The organism is Lentisphaera araneosa HTCC2155, assembly GCF_000170755.1.
Lineage (GTDB): Bacteria > Verrucomicrobiota > Lentisphaeria > Lentisphaerales > Lentisphaeraceae > Lentisphaera > Lentisphaera araneosa.
This window is the reverse complement of the sequence record NZ_ABCK01000022.1, coordinates 25,722-48,236: the sequence shown is the minus strand read 5'-3', so window position 1 is coordinate 48,236 and position 22,515 is coordinate 25,722. Positions and strand designations below refer to the sequence as shown.

The following is a 22,515-nucleotide window of genomic DNA, read 5'->3' as shown; positions in this document are numbered from 1 at the left end:
TTACTTCAGCTTATTAAATCTATGTACGCTGGACCACAGCCACTCTTCCGCATTGGCACATAAACCGGCCTTCACCGGGTTTTGATGAATGTATTCTATAGCCTTTAAAAAATGATTCTCATTACGTATAAAACGATCCCAATATTCACGTTGCCAAACTTTATTTGGGAGCGCTGGCGACCCGCCGGCATGAGTACTCGAACCCTCTTCATGTTCATTCTTTAAAATTTCTTTCGCCGTATAACTTTTCCAAGAATGTAGTACTTTTGCTATGGGCCAGCCCTCGTAAGTCTTGATCAAAACATGCACATGATTGGGCATCACTACGTAGGCAATAAGGTCATAGCGATCGCTATCAAAAAATTTCCATGTATCTAGCACTATTTGCGCATTGCGCGAATCTTTGAGAAGGCATGAGCCATAGCCCTTGTCGAGATATTGTTCCACTATTTGAGAGTATTTTATTTTTTCTTGTGGGGTCATGTTCTCGTATGCCGGCGGGTCGCTAGCGCTCCCATCATGCATAACTTTCTTATCATATATCGGCGAGGTGCCGGCGCTATGAGTGATTGTAAGGAGAACTTGCTTTGGAAGAGAATCCGCTAAGCGATAAGTCAGCATTTGGTATTTATTCGCCACATCGTAATGAGGTAAATAATCCCGGCTAAACCAAGCCTCGCTATTTTTAAATTCTTCTCTCATTCTTTCCCCCTTATTTGCATTATCATGCCGGCGAGTCGCCGGCGCTCCCATGTAAGCGCGCCATTTGAAGTTCTTACTTAGTGTTTTGTAATGCAAATAAATATAGTGTGTGAGTATAAGTTTTTTTTATGCCGGCGGGTCGCCGGCTCTTCCATTATGCTTACTTTTCATATCTGCCGGCGAGTCGCTGGCGCTCCCATTATGCTTACTTTTTTATATATGGCGGCGGGTCGCATTTAAATTTCTTACTTAGTGTTATCTAATGCAAATAAAATATGGTTTGAGGTATGTTTTTTGTGTTTTATGCCGGCGGGTCGCTGGCGCTCCCATTTAGGTGAGGTCTTAAAAATCACAATGAGGCGGGTCGCAGACGCACATGTAATATTATGCCGGCGGGTCGCCGGCGCTCCCATTATGCTTGCTTTTTTATTTATGCCGGCGGGTCGCCGGCGCTCCCATTATGCTTACTTTTAAATAGGCCGGCGGGTCACCGGCGCTCCCATTTAGGTGAGATATTTAAAATCACAATTCCGGCGGGTCGCCGGCGCTCCCATTAGCCAACTCAGACTTATTCACTCCTTCTCAAGAGGCTTTTTAGCATCAGGAATGCCATCGTTGTTTGAGTCTAGATCCCATTGATCGCTGATGCCATCGCCATCGCTATCCTTGCTGCCTTCGACGCTGTTGGGTATACCATCCATATCAAAATCTTCTCGATCAGAACCCTTATCCAAAGCTTCGAGTAAATCCATCGGCATTGGCTCTCCCTTCTTATAAGCTTTTATATAATCCCGCATAAAACGAAAGTACATATCCCCATAAGGTTCTTTAACAGGCTCTATATCACGAGAGTATTCGGGACGGAACATATCGACAAACTGAACTTGGCCATCTTTTCCATCTTTTTGACGCTGGGCAATGAGTTCATTCCACCAAGTGATGACGATGAATTTAGGGCGTATTTCAAAGGCTCGTGACCACTGACGCTGAAAAGTCTTGCCCTGTTCACGTGGAGTGGCAGACTTTTCATTGGACATGTAGTTCTTTTGTAAGGCGGTGCATACGACTAGCTGTTCGGGTTTTTCATCAATTGTTGCCACAGTTTGAGGATAATTCATGAGAAAAGACCATTCGCGATCGGCTGGTTTACTGCGCAGCCCCCACATCGTACGAATCGTCAGTTGATCATTGATCTGCTGAGGGATTTGGTCTCTATCCAATCTACTCAGGAAAAGCGGTTTTGCTCCTTGACCATCGTCGAGATAGAGCCAGAGATCATTGTATTCGGGTTTAGAGAAATAGCGTTCGTCGAGTTCTTCGGCGAGCACGCCGGGAGACCACATGACAATGCGTGGCGATTCCTTACCTGCCTGCTGACGATCTCGCATCACTTGCACCATAACTTCAAAAGGCTTGTATATGTACTCATCCTTGATTTTCGATTTTGGATAGATGTTGGTGACATCCAGTATAATAAAATCAATTTTTGCTTCCTCGAATAGCTCAAAGTGGTAGTCCATGACCATCGCATTGTCGCCACGGTAGTAACCGACTGCGGGTTCCGCCCAGAAGTGCCATGATCCTCGGTGACCAAACTTCCCTTTTCCTCTATGAATATTTTGGATATTGCGGATAGGTTGGTTTCTTCTAAAGGCCAATGAATGCCAGGTCGAGTAGTTGATGCCGACTAGATTTTTTTTGTCTGTTGCATCCTGAATCTCAAGCTTAGTTGTAGAGGCTGTAGACTTAATCACAGATGCTTTTTTAGTATCTGCCTGACTAATTATTGACAGCAAGCAAGTCATGACTAAAAGCTTGCTAGATATCCCATTCTTCATATGGTACTCCGGGAATTTTTATTGATTATTTATATGTATGCTGAATCCATTAGCTACATTAAGGTAATTGTCTTGTTTTTATTCTTGGGAAAAGGCTTATTGACCCGAGAATATGAAGTGCTTATCACAAAGTTTATTCTTCATGGAGCTTAAAATAATGTTTAAAAAACTGGGCTTCACGACCATAGCTCTTTACAAAGCCTGGCCATTTTTGCTGATTTCTCCAAGTCGCTAAGTTCTTTTGTAAATCAGCGGCAAGTTCGGGGTAAGTCTTGATCAGATTTTTTCTTTCGGGGAGTGGATCCGTCATATCAAAAAGCATCTGAACGCCATTTTCCAGTTCGAAAAATTTCCATTTATCTGAACGAATGACCGACTGACCCCAAAACCTCCAATAAAGGTATTGATGTGGATTTGACTTGTTGCCCTTCGATAAATACGGCATCAGGTTCACACCATCGAGCTCGCCCTTTTTCACTTCCACACCCGCCAGAGCCAAAGCGGTAGCACCTGCATCCATGGTACTCACAGCTTTGCGATAAACTTGTGCAGGAACTTTACCCTTCCAATAGACGAGGTACGGCACACGCACACCCCCTTCTGAAATCATACCTTTTTCACCGACAAGCTCACCATTTAAAGAGCCGGACCAACCGCCTCTAGCTTTGTAGGGAAGATCTTTTTTCTTGATTTTAAGGGGCGCACCATTGTCAGCAAAGTAAAAAACAATCGTATTCTCTTCGATTTTATATTTCCTTAACGTTTCCATGACAGCTCCAATACCATCGTCAATGGCCGCTAAAGATGCTAAGCCCCAACGGCGACGTTCAGTCATGTCACCAGGGAAACGATCAAAATGCTTTTTGACAACTTCCATGGGAACGTGAGGAGCGAAGTAATTCAGGTGCAGAAAAAAAGGTTTTTTATGATTTTTATCAATGAAAGCTAAAGCTGCATCGGTCTGCTTATCAACTCGGAAGGTTTTTTTATCGATTTCACGTTCATGTTTTATGGCCTTCCCCTCTAAATCAAAATTCCTTAAGTAAACAGATTTTGAACCATCATAGTAATCGCTATAACCTCGGCTCATAGGATAATACGGACGGCTAATGTTTTCGGGAATACTAGCCTTTTTTTGTTTCAAACCTTCAGGGTAGTTCTTCTCCATCCATAGCTTATTACCTGTTTTAGGGCCTAAATGCCATTTGCCAACAAAGCCTGTTGCATAACCTGAGTCTTTTAATTTTTCTGCTATAGTCTTTTCATTTATGTCCATAGGTGCTAAATCATTATCATCTAAACCAAATCGAGTTTGATACCTGGATGTGGCAATAGCGGCTCGCGAAGGCGTACATTGTGGAGCTGTGGAGTAGCCATTTGTCACCACTGCACCCGCACTTGAAAGAGCGTCTAAGTTAGGCGTTTTCAAATCTGGAGAGGCACCTTCATAGGCCCCGAAGTCGGCATAGCCGTGATCGTCAGTAACGATAATAATAATATTGGGTCGTTCACCGGCATAAGCCATCGATGCCAAGAGAATCAAAACAAGGCTAAGGTTTTTTGTCATTTCTATTTTCATTTTTTTCTTTTTTTTGATTAATGATAAGGCTTACAAACAAAAGGCCGGGTTACTGGAGGGCGCAATTAAAGACAAGTGTTAAAACTTTAGATTGATAACTTGATCTTTATTTTCATCGAGTATTTTGAGGGATCTCAAATGAAGTTGCCCCTGAGGAAAATCTAGGATAAACTTCATCACTTTGGATGGGGTTTTTATCACTGTAAAAGGATGTGTACTTTGGTGCCATAAACCGTCATCGACTAAATTGATTTTTGTAAAATCAGTAACTTTCGTTCCTGGTGAAAAGCCTTTGACCAAAATATCTCCTTTAGCCGATAGCGATCGAATATCCATTTGCAAAGTATATTTCCCTGCTTTGAGAGCAGGAGTGGGTAAAGTGAAACTCATATCTTGATTATCGGCGTATTTTCTTATGTACAAGCCTGCTTTATCTTTGGAAAAAATACCATGACCACGAGCTTTTAATTTTCCGGAAGATTGTATGAATTTACTATTATATTTGGGGTTTTTGATAGGCTTTATACATGCACTCTTGCTAAGGTACTGATCAATGACTTCATTCATACTTTTAACTTTTTCAGGGTTTTGAGAAGCGAGGTTAAGCATCTCTCCTTGGTCATTTGCAAGATTATAAAGTTCAAATCGGTCAGTTAAATCGGGATTGTCATGAAAGACTTTGATGAGTTTCCAATCACCGATCCTCAAGGCTGCAGATGGTGGTACACAATCGGGAACATTTGGTGAATGTGGGAAGTAGGTGAAAACTTGTTTTCTTTTGGCTCCCTGACCTTTTAAAACGGGCACAAAACTAATGGAATCTTTTGCCTGCTGGTAATCCACCGGTAAAGCAGCCATTTCTAAGATACTTGCATAAAGATCTTCACTCTGAATTAAACTGTCATTTCTAACGCCGGTTTTTGTTTGATTTGGCCAAACGACAATAGCGGGTACGTGTGTTCCTCCTTCGTATATAGAGGCTTTACCCCCGCGGAAAGGTTTATTACTTGTGGCCGTTGTACCATCGACAACACTATGAATATTTCCGCCATTATCTGAAAAAAAGACGATGATTGTTTTTTCCATCAGTTTATTTGTTTCGAGGGCATCTATGACTTTGCCTATGCTGTCATCCATAGATTCAACCATTGCAGCATAAACGGGGTTATGTTGAGGATTGTTTTTATCGATGAGTTTTCTGTATTTATCAATAAGTTCCTGCTTAGCATTAAATGGCGCATGAACAGAGAATTGCCAAAAATTAATAAAAAAGGGCTGGTCTTTATTTTCGCTAATATATTTTGCGATTTCATCACCTAAACGATCATCAATATGCTCACCGGGATAATTCTCTTTGAAATTAGGGTATCTCCAAGGTGCGACAAAGGAACCGGCAGGTCCAGGTCCCGGCCAATGGGGGATATCTATATCAAATCCGTGCTCCAAGGGTGAGTAAGGTGATTTGCCAAGGTGCCATTTGCCAAAGTGGGCTGTTTTGTATCCGGCATTTTTAAAAACCTTGCCAAGGCTTAAATATTCTGTCGATAATCTATTGACTGATACGGGCGAAACTTGTCTCTTTGAAGGCGCAGCAGCTTTGCCAGCCCGGGCAGTTAAAACAACATTTTCCAAATGCCCATGAGGGGCCGTGAAACCTGTTCTAGCTGGGTTTTGCCCAGTAAGAATACTGGAGCGAGTTGGCGAGCAAAGGGGGCTGGCAGCGTAGGCATTGGTGAAGTAAACTCCACGTTTAGCCAGCCTCTCTAAATTGGGCGTTTGATAGAGCTTTGAGCCTCCTAAACTGGTATCGGAAACACCTAAGTCATCGGCTAAAATGAGGATGACATTTGCTTTCTCTTGGCCATTTAGGCACAGTGATAAAGCGATAAATAAAAGGAGTCGCATAAAAAACCTGATTATAATCTTTGTGATTTTGGTAAATTCACTAGATGGCCGCCGATAAAAATATTTTTCAATTTCTGCACCACAACTTTAAATTCTAAGTACTTGCTCTACCAATAAAAAGAATGAGAACCAGCGCCATATTTTCGACTTCCAGAAGTGTTGGGAAAAGCGTCTTCATTCGAGACTCTATCATAACCCAGTTGATTTACTTTTATCCATCTTACCGCGCCGTCTAAGGTATTGCGGTTGCCTCCTGCTGAATGTAAATAAATCTCTGATACATATTTAAATTTGTTCCCCCCTTGTAGAGAGTGATTTACTCTGATTATTTTATTACTATTATTAACAAATTGGTTTATGTCGGCAAAAACAGTGGTTTGACTCGGATCATCGTAAGTAGCAAACGTTCTTCTTTTCGTTGGTATTTTAGGACCTCCGTCTAGCCATGTCGTGCTCGTTGTTTGACGACCTAGACCCCTAAACATGACCCAACTTTCATCTTCTTGGAAGTTCCCAGTATAGATGTAAGTTGTTGATTCTGTTGAATTAAAAGCAATACTAGAATTACTTGGGCACATTAATACAGCCGGGCGTTCAGAACTTGTTAGATTCGATGCACTTAGATAGGGAATAATATCTCTAATATAGGTCTCTGTTTGTGACCAACCATTGGGATTCCAAGGCGTATTGTTGAGTACTGTCGCACCACCCACAGGAAAAAAGCCACTATCATCATGATACATAAATGCCGCTGTATAGACTTGCCTTAGGTTACTTTTGCAGACAACTCGACGAGATCTTTCCCTTGACGATTTTAGCGATGGAAGCAGTAGTGAAGCAAGTATGCCGATAATTGCCATGACAACTAAGAGCTCTATTAATGTAAACTGTCTTTTCATATATATTCCTTTAAGCTCTCATTGAGATAAAATTTTGTGACTCATCAATACTTAATTTGCAGTCAAACAAAACCTGCCGTGCTTTTTTTATTTTTTTTGAAGTTTCAATAAAATAAGCCTATGCGCACAGTTCTTTATTCATTAAATATATATGGTTTCTCTTCTGATAACTTGTAGTATTTAAGCAATATTCATAAACATCATACTTTTGTAATTCACTGTTCAGGTTCAGCAGACACTCTCATTATTCCCCTTTCAGCTTTTGGACAAAACAGCGTTCCGTCCACTTATTGTAGAGGCGACTAAGTTCTTTTACCTTTTCCGGCATTTTTGAGGATAGATCATTCAGTTCAGTACGGTCACTCACCATATCGTAGAGTTCCCATTTTCCCTGCCTTGTTGCCACCAGTTTCCAAGATCCTCTGCGGACGCCGCGGTGACCATAGTGTTCAAAAAATAGACCGTCATTACGTTCAAGACTTTTTCCTTCAAACAGCGGACGTAAACTAGTTCCTTCCATGGGAATGATCGCATGTCCTTTGAAGCTTGTGGGATAAGTCGCCCCGGACAGATCAACACAGCTTGCCATAATATCAATTACGTGGGCGGGCTCTGTTATCAGCTTTCCCTGAAGTTTTTTTGCTATACCTTCTGGCCAATGAGCAATAAGTGGCGTGGAAATACCACCCTCATGAATATACTTTTTATATTTTCTGAACGGAGTATTGGATACATTCGCCCAGCAAGCACCATAATAGGCAAATGACTTCGCCGTCCCGCAGGTACCCTTACCAGTGTTTTCACCCATGGCCCCACCCGCGTCACAACCACCATTGTCGTGCAGGAAGAGTATCAGGGTATTATCATATTGATTAAGCTCTTTAAGCTTGGTGATGATCTTGCCGACATTCTGATCGACGCAATCAATCATTGCGGCATAGCTTGCCATGCGCAGATCCTGTTGGTACTTTTCTTTGCCGGATAAAGAGTCCCAAGCTGGAATACCTTTTTCCCTTGGCGAAAGTTTCCATTGCTTATCAATGATTCCCAAGTCAATTAAACGCTTATGACGCTGTTCGCGTAGCTTGTCCCAACCCTGCATGAATTTTCCGCGGTATTTGGCAATATCTTGAGGTTTCGCCTGCAAGGGAAAGTGTGGTGCATTATGTGCCAGATACCAGATAAAAGGTCTGTTTTCCTTCGCTTCCGACTCAATAAACTTTAAGCCTTCATCTGTCCAGGCATCCGTCGCATACCAATCTGCCGGCGGGTCATTCTTCTGATCATAAAGCACTTCCGTGTCACGCACGACTTGTCGTTTTTCTTTGAATGAAGAGGGTTTAAAAAAGAACCCTCCACCTTGCGGACAACTATAGCTATGGTCAAAGCCACGTGCGAGGGGCCACCACTCCTTTTTCTTGTCACCAACATGCCATTTGCCCGTCTGATAAGTATTGTAACCGGCAGTCTTCAAAACTTCAGCAAAGGTAACACAACGTTCAGTCAAATGACCTCGGAATCCCGGCCACTCCGCCCCCCGGTCCCCCATCATTCCTCCGATACCCGCCTGGTGCTGATACAAGCCCGTCAACAAACTGGCACGGGTTGGACAACAGCGACCCGCATTATAGAACTGGGTAAAACGCACCCCCTTATTCGCCAACATATCAAGATTCGGTGTTTCGATCTCGCCGCCATAGCAGCCGAGATCCGAAAACCCCATATCATCGGTCATAATGATAATAATATTTGGTTTATCCTTGGCCGGCGTCATTCCACTTCGCTTGTCTACCGCAGCAAGAGTGCTACAGAAAATTGGTGCTACCAACATGACAAGCATCACTCTAAATTTAATTTTACACTTAAGTTTATTCATTATTTATCCAAACTTCCATTTTTTGTGCTTACTGATTTTCATATTATTCTACTCCACTTATCTGCCATACGAACGGCTTGCCCTTATGAAAGACACACCATTTTTTCGAGCAGTTGCCATCAAACGATTCCTCAATCTTAGCAATTCTTAATCCAGGTGTATTACTCAAAGTACTTTTCGACTGACAATCGCCTTTTCTGAATACTTTTCGCTCTGCTCTTCATTGTAGTCTTACCGTATTCTCTGAAATGCTCAACGATGGCGGCGCTCTCTTTTTCAAGGCCTTTGTCTTTACTGAATTCAATCCATTCCGCCATTTGTTCTTTGAGCTTGTTGTGAATTGATTCTAAATCCTTGTTGCCGATGAGGTTAACCGTTTCGTATGGGTCATTCACCAGGTCGTACAATTCCTCATCCGCGAGAGGCTTCAGAAGCTGAGCCTGGGCAGGCGTCAGTAGATTCTTGTCTTCCATGATGTTCAACAGGTGGTAAATCGAATGCGATGCTCGACGGTATGCTGTCGTGCATTCATTGATCGATCCGGGCGTCTTGAAGTTCCGGATGTATTTGAATCTATCGCTTCGAATAGCTCGGCTGCATGTGTCGACATTCCCGATACGGTCGACAGCGGTGTGGATGTAATTCCGCGGTTTGGAGTTTTTTCGGAGGAAACTTCTGCCCTGCATCCAAGCAGGGATCTTGCCGCCGGCCATAAGAACGGTTTCTGCCACCAGATCGATGGCACTGAGTAGCTCGGTGTTCGTCTTTCCCGCTTGGTACGCCTTGGGTTTCTTCATCCCTTCGGGGAAGTAGATAACCAGCGGGATCTGCGTTCCACTGTCATACAGCCAGTTCTTTCCGCGAATCATCGGCCTGCCATGGTCCGCAAAGACGCAGACGATCGTGTTCTTCGCGAGGTCCTCGGTCTCAAGACGTTTCAGAATATCACCGACTTGCCGATCAAACTTATTGATCTCATTGTAGTATCCGGCCCAGTCATGTCTGCTCACAGGGTGATCCGGATAGTACGGAGGAATCTTGATTTTCTCTTTTGCAATGTTCTTGGTTGACGAGAATCCGCGATGGGATTGGGAGGAATTGATCTGAGCAAAGAAAGGCTGGCGTTTGCTCAACTCCTTCCATGAATGGGTGTCCCATGACTTCCCCGGTACATTGAATTGCCAGTCATCCTTCCCTGTCCCCGTACCGCAAATACCTTTGATGTTCCCCGTGTAGTATCCATTCTCGCGCATCAACTCCGGCAATACCTTGACCGCTTTGGGGAGGTTCGATCTGAGCTCGGAACTGTAGCGCATGTGATGGGCGTCGAGCGTCGTCTGATAGACTCCTGTTGCGAGTGCCGTCCTGCTCGGAGAACACGCAGGGGCAGTGGTAAAGACATTGCTGAACCTCATCCCTTTGGCCGCCAAGGAGTCAATGTTCGGCGTTGTCACGACCTTATTGCCATAGCAAGCCAGATCGGGAGACATATCCTCGGCTATGATCCAGAGGATGTTGGGAGAATGCGTCTCCTCGGCAGACGCGGCGCTTGCTGAAAACAACACAGCTACGACCGTTAACGTACGATACAGGGCCTTCAAGCCACCTCTGAAAAGGCCATTTTGACGGGGCGGGTTAGCTTGTTTTGTATTTTTCATAATTAATTGATCTTGATTAAATTTTAAGTCAGCTCTTCTAGCTCAAGGTCTTGCCAAGGTATCTTCGAAAGGTTTGGTCCGTGGAGATATGGTATACTTCCCCGCATTCAGAATATCTGCATCTATTTCTTAATCCCCTTAAACTTGGCAATCTCACTTTTCATCAGCTTAAGATAGAAATGTCCGAATTCCTTAGATGGTTCGATATCTTTACTGATCTCTGTGGTCGGCTGTTCTGCTCGCACCCATTCATTCCACGAAACAATCATTGCGAATTTTGGTCCTATCTCCCGTGCCCGAGCGAATTGCTCTTTAAAGGTCGCACCATTACGGCGTCCACTCGGAGGAATATATTTAACTTTCTGGCTGCGAGTTGCGGCGCAAATCACCATGGCTTCCGGATAGTTATTACGAATCGGATATGTCTGTTTACCTCGATCCTCCCACGACCAGTAGCCGTATTTACTCACTCTATCCTTATCATTGTTTAATAGACTCTTTTGCTCTGACACAAACCCTGTCATCCAACGCACCGTAAAACGTTCATCATCCCAATCCGGAATACCATTCGGCCATGGAGTCGGAGTATTGACATACACAACCAACAAGGGTTTTCCTTCATGGTCCTGAAGCAAATAACGGTAACGGGGATTTGCCACATACATGGTATAGAACTGGTCAGCCTTTTTTTGAAGACGCCCATCCTTTACAGCCTCGGGAGCTAGCGTCACACCGATAAACACACTTATCTTCGGCCTCTTCTCAAGCTTGGCATATTCATCAAACAAGATTGCAGTGGCATCTTCAATCACATCTTGGTGCCCGCCTTCCCAGACTTTTGCCGAGTCGTAATTAATATTATTTGACCAGTCAAGCCAAACAAAGTCAACTCCGGCGTCATAAAGCCATTCTGCATGTTTGCGGATAACCCGCCTGTCACGAGAATCATACTTACCCAATGCCGGTGTTCCCCAACAATTATTACCTTTCCATTGCTTGTGATCCATCCACAGTCCATAAGCTATTCCTACCTGACGTTCTGATACCGGTACCGGAGTAACATTTGGACGCCCTTTTTGTTCTGCATCTTGAGCATTCAAGTTTATCGTTAAAAAACATAGGCAAAGGAAGTGCTTGGCAAAGGACGTGAAAGTCCTTGCTTTCGCTGATAGCGTGTTTAGTGGATAGCTTAATTCCTGCCCACAGCTTAGTTTATATTTATTCATATAGTTTAAATTGTTCCTTTAATTACTTGAGTATTGTTATTAATATACGCATTGACACATGAGTTTTTATACTTTGCTTAACTTACTGTGATTTAGCAGGCAATTTCTTCCTGGCTGAAGGCCAAGGAATCACATCATACTCTTCTGCCCATTCGGTCCAGAGCGCTTTGAGTGCGGAAGCCCGTTCAGGATGCTTACTGGATAAATCGCATTGCTCGGCAGGGTCCTTGCTCAGATCATACAGTTTCCACAGCGTCTTATCTGCAACCAATTTCCAAGCATCACGGTAAACAGCACGGCTTTGTAGATGTTCCCAAAAAAAGGGGCGACTTTCTAATTCAGCCCCTTTTACCGCAGCCATCAAGTTTATTCCATCCGCTTGCACCGGCTTAATTCCTTTAAATGCATCGGGGAATTTGGCCCCAGCTGCATCCAGACAGGTCGGTAAAATATCGATAATATGACAGCGTCCATTCCGAATTTGACCGGCATATTCTTTCAGCTTATCCGGCCAACTGACGATCAGTGGTGAAGAGATACCTCCCTCAAGGGCATGGGCTTTGACTCCGCTGAATGGCGTGTTGCTGAGTGTGGCACAAAGATTAGCCAAATTCCTCGTCCCCTTATGATTGGGTGTTGAACCGTTATCACTGAGCACGAGTATCAGGGTATTGTCATATTGACCATTCTTCTTCAAAACATCAATCAGTTGCCCGATCCCCTCATCCATTATCTCAATCATGGCGCCATAGGTTGCCATCGTGGTTACCCACTCATTTTTATCTGCCTCACTGAGCGTGTTCCATTTACTGGACTGGTCAATGGTTGCTGCATTATCGGGCGCCACTCCCAATTCCTGCTGACGTTCAAAGCGCTCTTGCTGAAGTTTAACAAATCCAGCTTTATAGCGGTCGATACACTTTTGGATCCGATCCGCCGGTGCCTGAATCGGGGCGTGTGGCGCGTAGTGCGCGAGGTACAGAAAGAATGGATTCTGCTGACCGACCTGCGCATCCACAAACTCAATCGCGGAATCGGAGAGCGCATGGGTCAGATAAAAGTCCGCGGGATATGTAGTGCTGTCCGGTATATGTTCACTGTTTTTCATCATGAACTTGGGGCTGAAATAGTCCTTCGCACCCCACCAAGTGCCGTAAAAAAAGTCGAAGCCGCGGTCGAGCGGGAACAACGGTTTCTGTTTCGATTTGCCGGTGACGGCTTGGTGCCATTTCCCGACAACTCCGGTTGCGTAGCCGTGCGGTTTCAGGATTTCGGCGATGGTCGGAGCATCGGCCGAAAGTTGCCCGCGATAACCGGGTAAATGCTGGTCTTGCTGCATAGCGCCCACCCCGACTGAATGCGAGTAGCGACCGGTCAGCAGAGATGCGCGTGACGGCGTACAACGGGCGGTGTTCTTGAAGCCGGTAAACCGGACTCCTTCACGCGCCAAGGCATCAATATTCGGGGTTTGAATTTCGCCGCCGTAACAGCCCAGATCCGAATAGCCCATATCGTCGGCTAAGATGACGATGATATTCGGCCTGCTTGCCACGTCGTAGCTCATAGGCGAAGACGGGTCTGCCGCAGTAAGAGTGCTACAGAACAGTGTGGCCAACATGGCAGCGAGTACACTGTATTTTATGATACATTTAAGTTTCTTCACTGTTTCTCCAATTATTTTTAACTGAGTTTTTTTGAGCTTAATACCTTTGTCGTTTCCACCAGCCCTCTATATAGGCTTTCCATGAGTGCTTAGCTTTGTCACTGCCGATATATTCATAATCATCAAACACCTTGCCCTTGCCTAGGATGCGAGGGTCTTTGGTCTCTATCAATGTCGTCTTCAGCTGCTCCCAGAGTTCTTTTTTTATCTTAGAATACTCCGGGTTCTGAGCTAGATTTTTCATGCACTCTGGATCTACTGACAACTTGAACAACTGCTCTTGAGGCCGCTTTCCAAAATTTGCCTCAAAGTACTGACTGTTACCCTCTTTATGCAACTTGAGGATCAGACTTTTCGTCGGCGAGCTATCACAGTTTGTAAAACCTGTTTCAGGGTTGCCCGCCGGCCACCGATCCGGAGCAAAGTTATGTACATACAGGTAGTCTCGAGTCCGTATGGCGCGCACGGGATAGCCCAGATCCCCTTCCCGGCCTAAATCATGATTCTCGCGTCCCACACAAACAAAGTCGCGTTTCGGATCAACAAAACCGCTTGTATTTGCTTTGAAAATATCAACAAAGCTTCGGCCAGACATCTCCTCCGGAATTTCTACGCCTGCGGCTTCAAGAAAGGTTGGACCAATATCGATATTGTTCACAAAGTCCTCCACAACTGCTCCACCTTTGTGGACAGCCCCCCAACGTGCAGCCATTGGCAAACGAAAGTCTTCATCGTATATCTGTCCCTTGATCCGTGGAAAGGGTGCTCCGTTATCACTAGTTGCAATAATCAGAGTATTGTCCAGCTCCCCAATCTCGCGCAGGTATTCAACAATCTCGCCGAGGTGTTTATCAAACCAGTTCACCTCCAAAGCATAATCCAGAAAGTCGCTGCGCACATCAGCATGGTCTGGGTAGTAACTTGGTACTTTCACTGTTTTAGGATCAAGACCGCTTCTAATTCCCGAACCAGTTAGATACCCACGATGAGGTTCTTTTGCTCCATACCAGAAGCAGAACGGCTGCCCTGATTTTCGCTTTTTGAGAAACTCCTTAAAATTGCCTGAATAGTTATTGTCGCTTATGCCCACCTGGAATTTTTTCTTCTGCGTATTGTAGGCCTTTCCCGCAGGGTTATGAACACGCCCACCGCGTTTCTTGTAGTCTCCAGGTCCCCAGCCCTTACCGGTCAAGCCAACGTGGTAACCCGCTTCTGCCAAGAGGTCGGTATAAATTTTTAATTCATTCGGCCACACATTCCAATGACACGATCCGGCTTTCATCTGCCAGAAATGGCGTCCGCCCAAGGTTGCAGCACGCGATGGTCCACACTTCGGATTAGTGGTAAATGCGTTCTTAAACAGTATCCCTTCGCGAGCGAGTTTATCGAAATGGGGTGTGCTTACCCATTTGTGTCCATAGGCGCTGGCATGCGACATATCATCGGCAATAGCAAACAATATATTCGGTTGCTTTTTAAGAGCCGTTTTCGCGACTGCCGTCTCAGCCAAGGCTTGAGTTTCTTGAGCATAAGTGCTGGTCACTAAGACTGCAAAAAGTAGTATGATAAGCTTTTTCATAAGTCGCTAATATTTTCCTTTAATTGAATCACTTATATTTTTATCATTTATTATTTTTTCTTAAGCTTCATAAGTTCTGATGCGGCAAGTAGATAGGGTCCTGTACCGTGTTGATCGTGGGTAACCCGGGGACGCTTAAAGAAGTATTGCACATCTTCGGACATATCGGTTCCGACACAGACGTCTTTGAGTTGATTTTTATCCGTTAACTTTGTTTGCAGTCCATTCCAACCTTTTATGCCAGCAGTGCGAGCAGATGCCGGCAACCAACCCTTATTAGAGCCGAGTAAAAGGCTGTAAGTAAACATGCCGGAACAGGATGTCTCGGTATAACTTTCTGGGCGATCTAAAACCTGGTGCCATAAGCCGTCTTTATTTTGACGAGCCATAAGGCCAAGCATAACATTGTTGTAGATCTTTAGGAGCTCGGCTCTTTTTGGATGATTTTCAGGGACAAAGTGCAGCAAGTCAGTAATAGCCATAACAAACCAGCCATTGCCACGCCCCCAATGATGAATTTTGGCTTCTGGCTTCTTTTCCAGCCATAGACAATGCATTAATTTTGTTTGCGAATTCCACAAATATTTATAATAACTGAGAGTTTCTTCTATGGCTTTCTCAAGGTATTCTGGATTGCCACTTTGCTTGGATTTACGTACCCAATAGGGGGCAAGCATATATAAATCGTCAATTTGCACACCCTTTGACTTCCATCGAGGTTTATAGCGAGTGAGTGTTCCATCTGCAATTTTAGGCGCTTTATTCAGCATGCCTTGGAAGTAAGATATTCCACGGGTGATTTCAGGGTGATCGCTTGTTGCTTGTGCTTCAACGAAACTAGCAACCATACCACTATGCCATAGAGAATTTGGTTTGAGATAATGTTGTTTTGTACGTTTATCCTTAATTTTATTGAATGAATCGCAGTAATACATGAGTTGTTTCTCTTTATATTCACTGAACTCTGGGCGGCCCAAAGTGTCGCCCATGGATTTGATGCCTTCGGCAATCATGTAGTTCTGGTACATCCAGTAATTATAACGCGTCGGCTTTTGACCCTTTTCTAAAGCCGTTTCAGCGATCACAGTCTCAGCCATTTTAATAGCGGCTTTCAGTGGTAGCGCTTTAGCTTCTTGAGCATAATTACTGGTCACTAAGACTGCACACAGTAGTACGATAAGTTTTTTCATAAGTCGCTAATATTTTCCTTTAATTGAATCACTTATATTTTATGAATTAGAGCTTGTTTGACTTAAGCTTAATGATTTCTGATGCTGACAATAGGAAGGGGCCTATGCCGTGTTGATCGTGAGTAATCCGCTCACGGTTAAAGTAGTAGTCGAGGTCCTCAGACATACCGGTACTCCTACAAACATCTTCTAGTTGATTATTGTCTGTTAGTTTTGTCTGCAGTCCGTTCCAGCCTTTAATACCGGCAGTGCGAGCAGATGGCGGCAGCCAGCCCTTGGCAGAGCCGTGCAATAGGCTGTAAGTGAACATGCCGGAGCTCGATGTCTCGGTATAACTTTCCGGGTGATCTAATACCTGATGCCATAAGCCATCTTTATTTTGACGCGCCATAAGACCCAGCATTACATTATTATAGACCTCTAAAAGCTCAGCTCGTTTCGGATGGTTTTCGGGCACGAAATTTAGCAAATCCGTGATGCCCAGAACAAACCAGCCATTGCCTCTAGCCCAGTGCGGAATTTTAACTTCCGGCTTTTTTTCGAGCCATAGACAATGAAATAATTTTGTCTCAGCATTCCACAGATGCTTGTAATAACTAAGGGTTTCTTCGATCGCCAAATCAAGATATTTAGCTTCGTCATGATCAACCGATTTACGTGCCCAGTATGGGGTAACCATGTACAAGTCATCAATTTGAATCGCCTTAGATTTCCACTCAGGTCTATATCGAGCTAAGGTACCACCAGCTACTTTAGGTGCATTATTTAACATCTTTTGAAAATAGCTAATTCCTCGATCAATTTCCGGATGATCACTTTTCCTTTTTATATCATAAAGGCTAGCGACCATACCACAGTGCCACATGGTTCCTGGATGTAGGTACATGCCAGTCATGGGTTTAATATTTTTGTACTCTTCGAGAAAGTACAGCATCTGTTTATCTTGATAAGAACTGAAGTCCGGGCGACCTAAAGCCTCGCCCATCGCCTTTATTCCCTCTGTTATCATATAATTTTGGTACATCCAGTAATTATAACGCCTTGGCTTTTGGCCCTTTTCTAAAGCCGTTTCAGCGATAACTGTCTCAGCCATTTCAATGGCTGACTTCACCGGCAAGGGTTTAGCTTCTTGAGCATAAGTACTGGCCACTAAGACTGCACAAAGCAGTACGATAAGTTTTTTCATAAGTCCTTTATATTTTCCTTTAATTTTGTTCTTTTAAAATAGCTCTGGCGTGAATCGCATAATGTCCACGGAAATCTTTGCTGTAAGCCTCAAGGGTCTTCTTACCCATCCCCTGATAATCACCACAACGGTACAAGGCCCGTGCGACAATGAGCTCTCTCAATGAAACCTCACGAGTCGTACAATCATAATTATTGGCAGGCGTTATTTTATTAACTTTATTTATGTCCAAAAAGGCATTGCCTTTTGTTTTAGGGAGTTCCAAAAGTCCGACGAGTGCTTTTGCTGCTTCTGGCTTTTTGAGCGCTTCAAAGGCGACTGATAGCGCACGAAAGTGCGAGAGGGCATGTTTTGTATTGAGCTGCTCAGCTTTTTTAATGAGTACTGCCAGCGCTCTTTCATCGCCTGTACGTCCCAGTGCAATAATTAAGTTATCAAGTGGACTTGTAGTTGGACCAAAGTTACCACAACCTTTAAATTTCCAGCCTTTATCCCACTTTGCTTTACTGACTGCCCTTAGCAAATCATCAACACCTGTAGCGTCGTAAAAAAGGCCAAGTACATGAGCGTAACGCAATTTAACTTCAGGATCATTTGCAGCTTTGTAAGCCCCCTGCATCATTGGAATAGCGGTATCGACTTGAGTTAAAATCTTCTCAATTCCTGAGTAATCCTTGCCAAGACTTTTTACCGCTTCGCGAATCGTACTCTCACTTAAAGGGAAACTGTCTTTCGCATCAATATACTTTTCAGGGATGGTACCAATGTCAACTAAGTGTCTTTGCAGTTCTTTGATATCAATCTTTCGCACAGTCGATTGGTTACGAGCCGCCATGGCGGAAGCATAACCTGCGGCATAACTATGGTTTTCGATGTCGCGTTGCATACGTATGACTGGCATGGCATCGCCATCACCACTAATTCCAAGCCCGGTTACTAGGATGCCATCGTAGCCTTTCGGCAATAAAGCCCGGTAAGGTATGTTGCCGTACATGTACTCTCTTGCCGGGCGATAAACCATAAACATGTTATGTCTAGAGAAACCATGATTATCAAAGTCACTTTTGGCCACAGTTATCACATCCGGGTAGACTCGCTTATTGAGGATATCCATCGGGGTGATGTAGACATCGCCATAGATACGACGTCTGACTCGAGAATCAATCAGTTGCCCTAAGTCATAGTCGTTTTTAAATTTTTGTTTTGCTACAACATGCATGCGCCAAATATCCAAAACGTCATCATCGTGACCAAAAGTCCAATCTGAATTCATCATATTATCACCGGGGTGCCAGGGAGGTAAACCCGTTCCTTGAACGGAAATATGCTCATTGTCAATCATCTGAGTTTCAAGCCCGGCGCAATGAGGAATAACTGAGTTACCAGTCGAGTCAATGACGGTATTGGCGAGAATGACGCCACGGCCTTCTGGTGTGGCCACAACAACGCCCGTAAAACGCTTATCTTGAAGGACTGAGCCAACACCCAAAGTCAGGTACCATACCTCACCTCCGGCTTTATTGATTTCTTTGCGCAACCATTCCATCTTGGTTTCAATGTCAAAGGGAATGTTTTTATGGTGGCCTCGCGGCTTAAACTTTTCATCCGCCAGTGCCGTAATTTCTCTTTCCACTTCGGCATTAAAGCCGGCTTTATTGCCGTTATAATAAATGGCTATACGACCAAGAGTACCAACGCCACCAAGTCCGTGTAAATGTTCAATAACAAGTGTACGAGCCCCTGCTCTAGCAGCGCCAATCCCGGCTGCGGCTCCACCTGTGCCACCACCAACGACGACAGTGTCGTAACGACCAATTACCGGTAAAGCTCTGGCAGGGCTACGGACTGAACCCTCAGAAGGTTTCCAGCGCAAGCCAGTTAAAACATCACCAACTTCAGCCTGAATTGTCGCTTTGCCACCATGACCGGCAACAACAAGTTGACTTGCAGGAGCTAATTCTCTCTCTATGGCTTTTTTAGCGACCTTTGCACCCAATATTTGACCGAGCTGTAAACTATTGAGCGGTCTAAGTAATTGTTCCGCTGCTGAACGTGAGACATCGGCACAGCCACCGAGAACATAAAGATGCTTTAAACCTTTTGGTGTCATGGCTTCAATTGGAATGCTTTTAGCACTTTCCCATGAGCCCTGATGAGATCTGATCGATTTTAAGTTATCTGGTGGAATCTGGAATAACTTCTCAGAATAAGTCGCCTGACCAAAATGATAGCTTTTATCGCGGGCAATCTTGTCAGCCTTAATAAAGGATTTAAATGAACCATCTTTCATGGAGATTTCTAAATCGTATTCATAAACTGCGTAGGAATTTTTTATGGTTTTCGGCTTGTTAGCTACTTGCACAACGGTGTACTGAAAACCTAAATCTTTTGCTTCTTTATTTGGCTCACCGCCAATAATAATACGTTTGAACTTTTGAGGACCCGCTGGGTACGACGTAAAATCTGCACCTGCCATTCGCGCCGCAAAAGCCCGGTCAGTCGCATCAATGATGATTTTCCCACGAATCGCTTGTCTACCAGAACGGTTAGCCACTACAATGCCGGCGACTTCACCATTTGGGTCATGAAGAATTTCAGTTAGGTAACTGCCATAAAGGTAAGGGACTTTTTTATTTAATAGAGCCTCGTCCAGCTTACGCTTAACATCCATTGGTGTAACAATTGAGTAGCCATTTTTTGTTTTGCGGGCCTTGCCATAAATTGACCCACCCAATTCAGTCGTTGGTTTTTGATCGGACTTAATCCAAAGTCTTTGAGTGGCACAGACATCTTCGCCTAAATAAGGACGGTCAGTTACAAGAAAGACTTTCGCGCCTTGCTTAGCAGCTGCTTCTGCAGCGGCAACGCCTCGTAGAGTACCACCAACGACAATGACATCCACATCATAAGACAGAGGAATCTGGCGTTCAGATTCACTCACGGTTTTAGTTTGTGCTTGGCTTTCCACCAATAATAACATACTCAGTACTATGACTGTGAAAATAAATGAGGGCCTCATATACTACTTCCTTAAATTTTTAAAAATATTCCTTCTTGTCAACTCTTTATTCCCCTCAGAGAAAAACCTGCCGTGCTTTTTTTTTGATTTTTGACATTTTTTTAGTAAATAACTCTAACTTTGATGCTTATCATTTAATCAATCAGCCTTAGCGGAACCCGCAATCCCTATACTCTTCTGTACTCCATTGCATGCTCACTTGGGAGCGCTGGCGACCCGCCGGCATGAGTACTCCATTGCATGCTCACTTGGGAGCGCTGGCGACCCGCCGGCATACATAAATTAAGATCTAAGTTTTTTAAACACGAAAACACACGGGAGCGCTGGCGACTCGCCGGCATTAACAAAGCTATATCAAACCCCCACTTAATAACTCTTATCAAGAGTATATGAAATCACTCACTCGTGTTACTTTTATAAGCACTCGACCACAGCCACTCTTCCGCACTGGTACATAAACCGGCCTTCACCGGGTTTTGATGAATGTACTCTATAGCCTTTAAAAAATGATTCTCATTACGTATAAAACGATCCCAATATTCACGTTGCCAAACTTCTCTTGGGAGCGCCGGCGGTGCGCCCAAGAGCGTCTTTATTTCTTTTTCTTCTTCTTATTTGATGGTACGCGAATCACGCCGTAATCTGTGCCCCATTTTGTCCACATCGCTTTAAGTTCTTCAGTTCTTTCCGGGTACTGCTTAGACAAATCGGATTTTTCTCCTGGGTCATTGTTCAGGTTATAAAGTTTCCATGGACCTTTATCTGCAACTAATTTCCAGCCATCTTGATAAACAGCCCGACTTTGATGGTGTTCCCAAAAGAATGTGCGCTTTTCTAATTCTTTTCCTTTTACCGCAGCCATCAAGCTTATGCCATCCGGCTGCACTGGAGTTAGCCCTTTATATGACTCGGGGAAATTGATCCCAGTTGCTTCCAGACAAGTGGGCAAGATATCGATAATATGGCAGTGACCATGACGAATTTGATTTGCGTGTTCCGCAAGTTGCTTTGGCCAGCTGACAATGAGTGGCGAAGCTATTCCTCCTTCAAGTGCATGGGCCTTAAATCCGTTGAATGGCGTATTACTGAGTGCAGAACAAAGAAGAGCTGCTGACCTTTTTCCTTTGTGCTCAGGAGTCGAGCCATTATCACTTAAAAATAAGATCAAAGTATTATCGTATTGACCATTCTTCTTCAAGACATCAAATAGTTCACCGATGCCATCATCCATAATTTCAATCATAGCTGCATAGGTTGCCATGGTATTTATCCATGCGTCTTTATCTTTCTCACTGAGTCTATTCCAATTATTAGTTTGATCGCGAAGAGTGGCATTATTAGGCGCTACGCCTAATTTTTTCTGACGTTCAAATCGCTCCTGTTGGAGTTTCACAAAACCGGCTTTATAACGCTCAACACATTTTTGGATTCTTTCTTTAGGAGCCTGAATCGGCGCATGAGGTGCATAATGAGCGAGGTACAAAAAGAAGGGGTTCTTCTGCTCATTCTGCGCTTCAACAAATTCAATCGCAGAATCCGATAGCGCGTGAGTTAGATAAAAGTCATCTGGGTATTTAGTACTATCGGGTATGTGTTCATCATTCTTCATCATGAATTTCGGGCTAAAGTAATCCTTCGCTCCCCACCAAGTGCCGTAAAAAAAGTCGAAACCGCGATCCAGAGGGTACAGCGCTTTTTGTTTCGACTTGCCGGTATAGGTCTGATGCCATTTGCCGACAATGCCCGTCGCATAGCCTTGCGCTTTCATGATTTCTGCGATGGTCGGTGCATCGGCGGAGAGCTGACCGCGATAAGCGGGTAAATTCTCATCTTTCGACATTGCCCCCACGCCAACCGCATGGGAATAGCGACCGGTCAAGAAGGAAGCTCGTGATGGTGTACAACGCGAGGCATTCTTTAGCCCCGTAAAGCGTACACCTTCCCGCGCTAGTTGATCGATATTTGGGGTTTGGATTTCTCCGCCATAGATTCCCAGATCAGAGTAGCCGAGGTCATCGGCTAAGATCACAATGACGTTTGGCTTTTCGACTCCAATCAGAGATGTACTGAATAGCGCTAGTAAACTAAAAACTAGACTTGATCTAAATGTGATAATGTGCTTTAGCTTTTTCATATTTTACTCAATGTTTTTTTTATTTTTAAATCACTCACGATAAAGAGGCTGGTGCTTCGCA

14 protein-coding genes are annotated in these 22,515 nt (G+C 44.2%); all 14 read right to left on the bottom strand.

The window, feature by feature from the left end:
- On the bottom strand, positions 1-702 hold the full coding sequence (locus LNTAR_RS18580) for an REP-associated tyrosine transposase (protein ID WP_040915310.1): 702 nt from the start codon (positions 700-702) through the stop codon (positions 1-3).
- A 572-nt stretch (positions 703-1,274) separates the two neighbouring features.
- Positions 1,275-2,540 (bottom strand): thrombospondin type 3 repeat-containing protein, encoded by a 1,266-nt coding sequence (locus LNTAR_RS18575; RefSeq protein WP_007280294.1) that lies wholly within the window; start codon positions 2,538-2,540, stop codon positions 1,275-1,277.
- A 133-nt stretch (positions 2,541-2,673) separates the two neighbouring features.
- Positions 2,674-4,119, bottom strand: coding sequence for a sulfatase family protein (locus LNTAR_RS18570; protein WP_007280293.1), 1,446 nt, complete (start codon positions 4,117-4,119; stop codon positions 2,674-2,676).
- Positions 4,120-4,197: 78 nt separating this feature from the next.
- Complete coding sequence (locus LNTAR_RS18565) at positions 4,198-6,024, bottom strand: sulfatase (RefSeq protein WP_007280292.1); 1,827 nt, start codon at positions 6,022-6,024, stop codon at positions 4,198-4,200.
- Positions 6,025-6,131: 107 nt separating this feature from the next.
- On the bottom strand, positions 6,132-6,923 hold the full coding sequence (locus LNTAR_RS26060) for a DUF1559 family PulG-like putative transporter (RefSeq protein ID WP_007280291.1): 792 nt from the start codon (positions 6,921-6,923) through the stop codon (positions 6,132-6,134).
- A gap of 244 nt (positions 6,924-7,167) precedes the next feature.
- Positions 7,168-8,799, bottom strand: coding sequence for an arylsulfatase (locus LNTAR_RS18555; protein WP_007280290.1), 1,632 nt, complete (start codon positions 8,797-8,799; stop codon positions 7,168-7,170).
- A gap of 161 nt (positions 8,800-8,960) precedes the next feature.
- Positions 8,961-10,457 carry an arylsulfatase gene (locus LNTAR_RS18550; RefSeq protein WP_007280289.1) on the bottom strand — a complete coding sequence of 499 codons (1,497 nt, stop codon included), beginning with the start codon at positions 10,455-10,457 and terminating at the stop codon, positions 8,961-8,963.
- A gap of 122 nt (positions 10,458-10,579) precedes the next feature.
- On the bottom strand, positions 10,580-11,683 hold the full coding sequence (locus LNTAR_RS18545) for a glycoside hydrolase family 71/99 protein (protein ID WP_007280288.1): 1,104 nt from the start codon (positions 11,681-11,683) through the stop codon (positions 10,580-10,582).
- 82 nt (positions 11,684-11,765) lie between these two features.
- Positions 11,766-13,247: an arylsulfatase gene (locus LNTAR_RS18540; protein ID WP_238527781.1), complete on the bottom strand. Its 1,482-nt coding sequence runs from the start codon at positions 13,245-13,247 to the stop codon at positions 11,766-11,768.
- A gap of 136 nt (positions 13,248-13,383) precedes the next feature.
- The gene (locus LNTAR_RS18535; protein ID WP_007280286.1) at positions 13,384-14,925 is read right to left on the bottom strand and encodes a sulfatase family protein; all 1,542 of its coding nucleotides are present in this window, start codon (positions 14,923-14,925) and stop codon (positions 13,384-13,386) included.
- A gap of 50 nt (positions 14,926-14,975) precedes the next feature.
- Positions 14,976-16,115: a glycoside hydrolase family 88/105 protein gene (locus LNTAR_RS18530; protein WP_007280285.1), complete on the bottom strand. Its 1,140-nt coding sequence runs from the start codon at positions 16,113-16,115 to the stop codon at positions 14,976-14,978.
- A 46-nt stretch (positions 16,116-16,161) separates the two neighbouring features.
- Positions 16,162-17,301, bottom strand: a complete 1,140-nt coding sequence (locus LNTAR_RS18525; protein WP_007280284.1) for a glycoside hydrolase family 88/105 protein — start codon at positions 17,299-17,301, stop codon at positions 16,162-16,164.
- Between the two features lie 19 nt (positions 17,302-17,320).
- Positions 17,321-20,320 carry an FAD-dependent oxidoreductase gene (locus LNTAR_RS18520; RefSeq protein WP_007280283.1) on the bottom strand — a complete coding sequence of 1,000 codons (3,000 nt, stop codon included), beginning with the start codon at positions 20,318-20,320 and terminating at the stop codon, positions 17,321-17,323.
- Between the two features lie 592 nt (positions 20,321-20,912).
- Positions 20,913-22,454, bottom strand: coding sequence for an arylsulfatase (locus LNTAR_RS18515; protein WP_007280282.1), 1,542 nt, complete (start codon positions 22,452-22,454; stop codon positions 20,913-20,915).
- Between the last annotated feature and the right edge of the window lie 61 nt (positions 22,455-22,515).

Excerpts from the sequence above, each read along its gene's own strand:
- LNTAR_RS18525 (WP_007280284.1), bottom strand. The coding sequence starts at position 17,301 with ATGAAAAAACTTATCGTACTGCTTTGTGCAGTCTTAGTGGCCAGTACT.
- LNTAR_RS18520 (WP_007280283.1), bottom strand. The coding sequence starts at position 20,320 with ATGAGGCCCTCATTTATTTTCACAGTCATAGTACTGAGTATGTTATTA.
- LNTAR_RS18580 (WP_040915310.1), bottom strand. The coding sequence starts at position 702 with ATGAGAGAAGAATTTAAAAATAGCGAGGCTTGGTTTAGCCGGGATTAT.
- LNTAR_RS18565 (WP_007280292.1), bottom strand. The coding sequence starts at position 6,024 with ATGCGACTCCTTTTATTTATCGCTTTATCACTGTGCCTAAATGGCCAA.
- LNTAR_RS18545 (WP_007280288.1), bottom strand. The coding sequence starts at position 11,683 with ATGAATAAATATAAACTAAGCTGTGGGCAGGAATTAAGCTATCCACTA.
- LNTAR_RS18540 (WP_238527781.1), bottom strand. The coding sequence starts at position 13,247 with ATGAGCTACGACGTGGCAAGCAGGCCGAATATCATCGTCATCTTAGCC.
- LNTAR_RS18575 (WP_007280294.1), bottom strand. The coding sequence starts at position 2,540 with ATGAAGAATGGGATATCTAGCAAGCTTTTAGTCATGACTTGCTTGCTG.
- LNTAR_RS18570 (WP_007280293.1), bottom strand. The coding sequence starts at position 4,119 with ATGAAAATAGAAATGACAAAAAACCTTAGCCTTGTTTTGATTCTCTTG.
- LNTAR_RS18535 (WP_007280286.1), bottom strand. The coding sequence starts at position 14,925 with ATGAAAAAGCTTATCATACTACTTTTTGCAGTCTTAGTGACCAGCACT.
- LNTAR_RS18550 (WP_007280289.1), bottom strand. The coding sequence starts at position 10,457 with ATGAAAAATACAAAACAAGCTAACCCGCCCCGTCAAAATGGCCTTTTC.
- LNTAR_RS18555 (WP_007280290.1), bottom strand. The coding sequence starts at position 8,799 with ATGAATAAACTTAAGTGTAAAATTAAATTTAGAGTGATGCTTGTCATG.
- LNTAR_RS18530 (WP_007280285.1), bottom strand. The coding sequence starts at position 16,115 with ATGAAAAAACTTATCGTACTACTGTGTGCAGTCTTAGTGACCAGTAAT.
- LNTAR_RS18515 (WP_007280282.1), bottom strand. The coding sequence starts at position 22,454 with ATGAAAAAGCTAAAGCACATTATCACATTTAGATCAAGTCTAGTTTTT.
- LNTAR_RS26060 (WP_007280291.1), bottom strand. The coding sequence starts at position 6,923 with ATGAAAAGACAGTTTACATTAATAGAGCTCTTAGTTGTCATGGCAATT.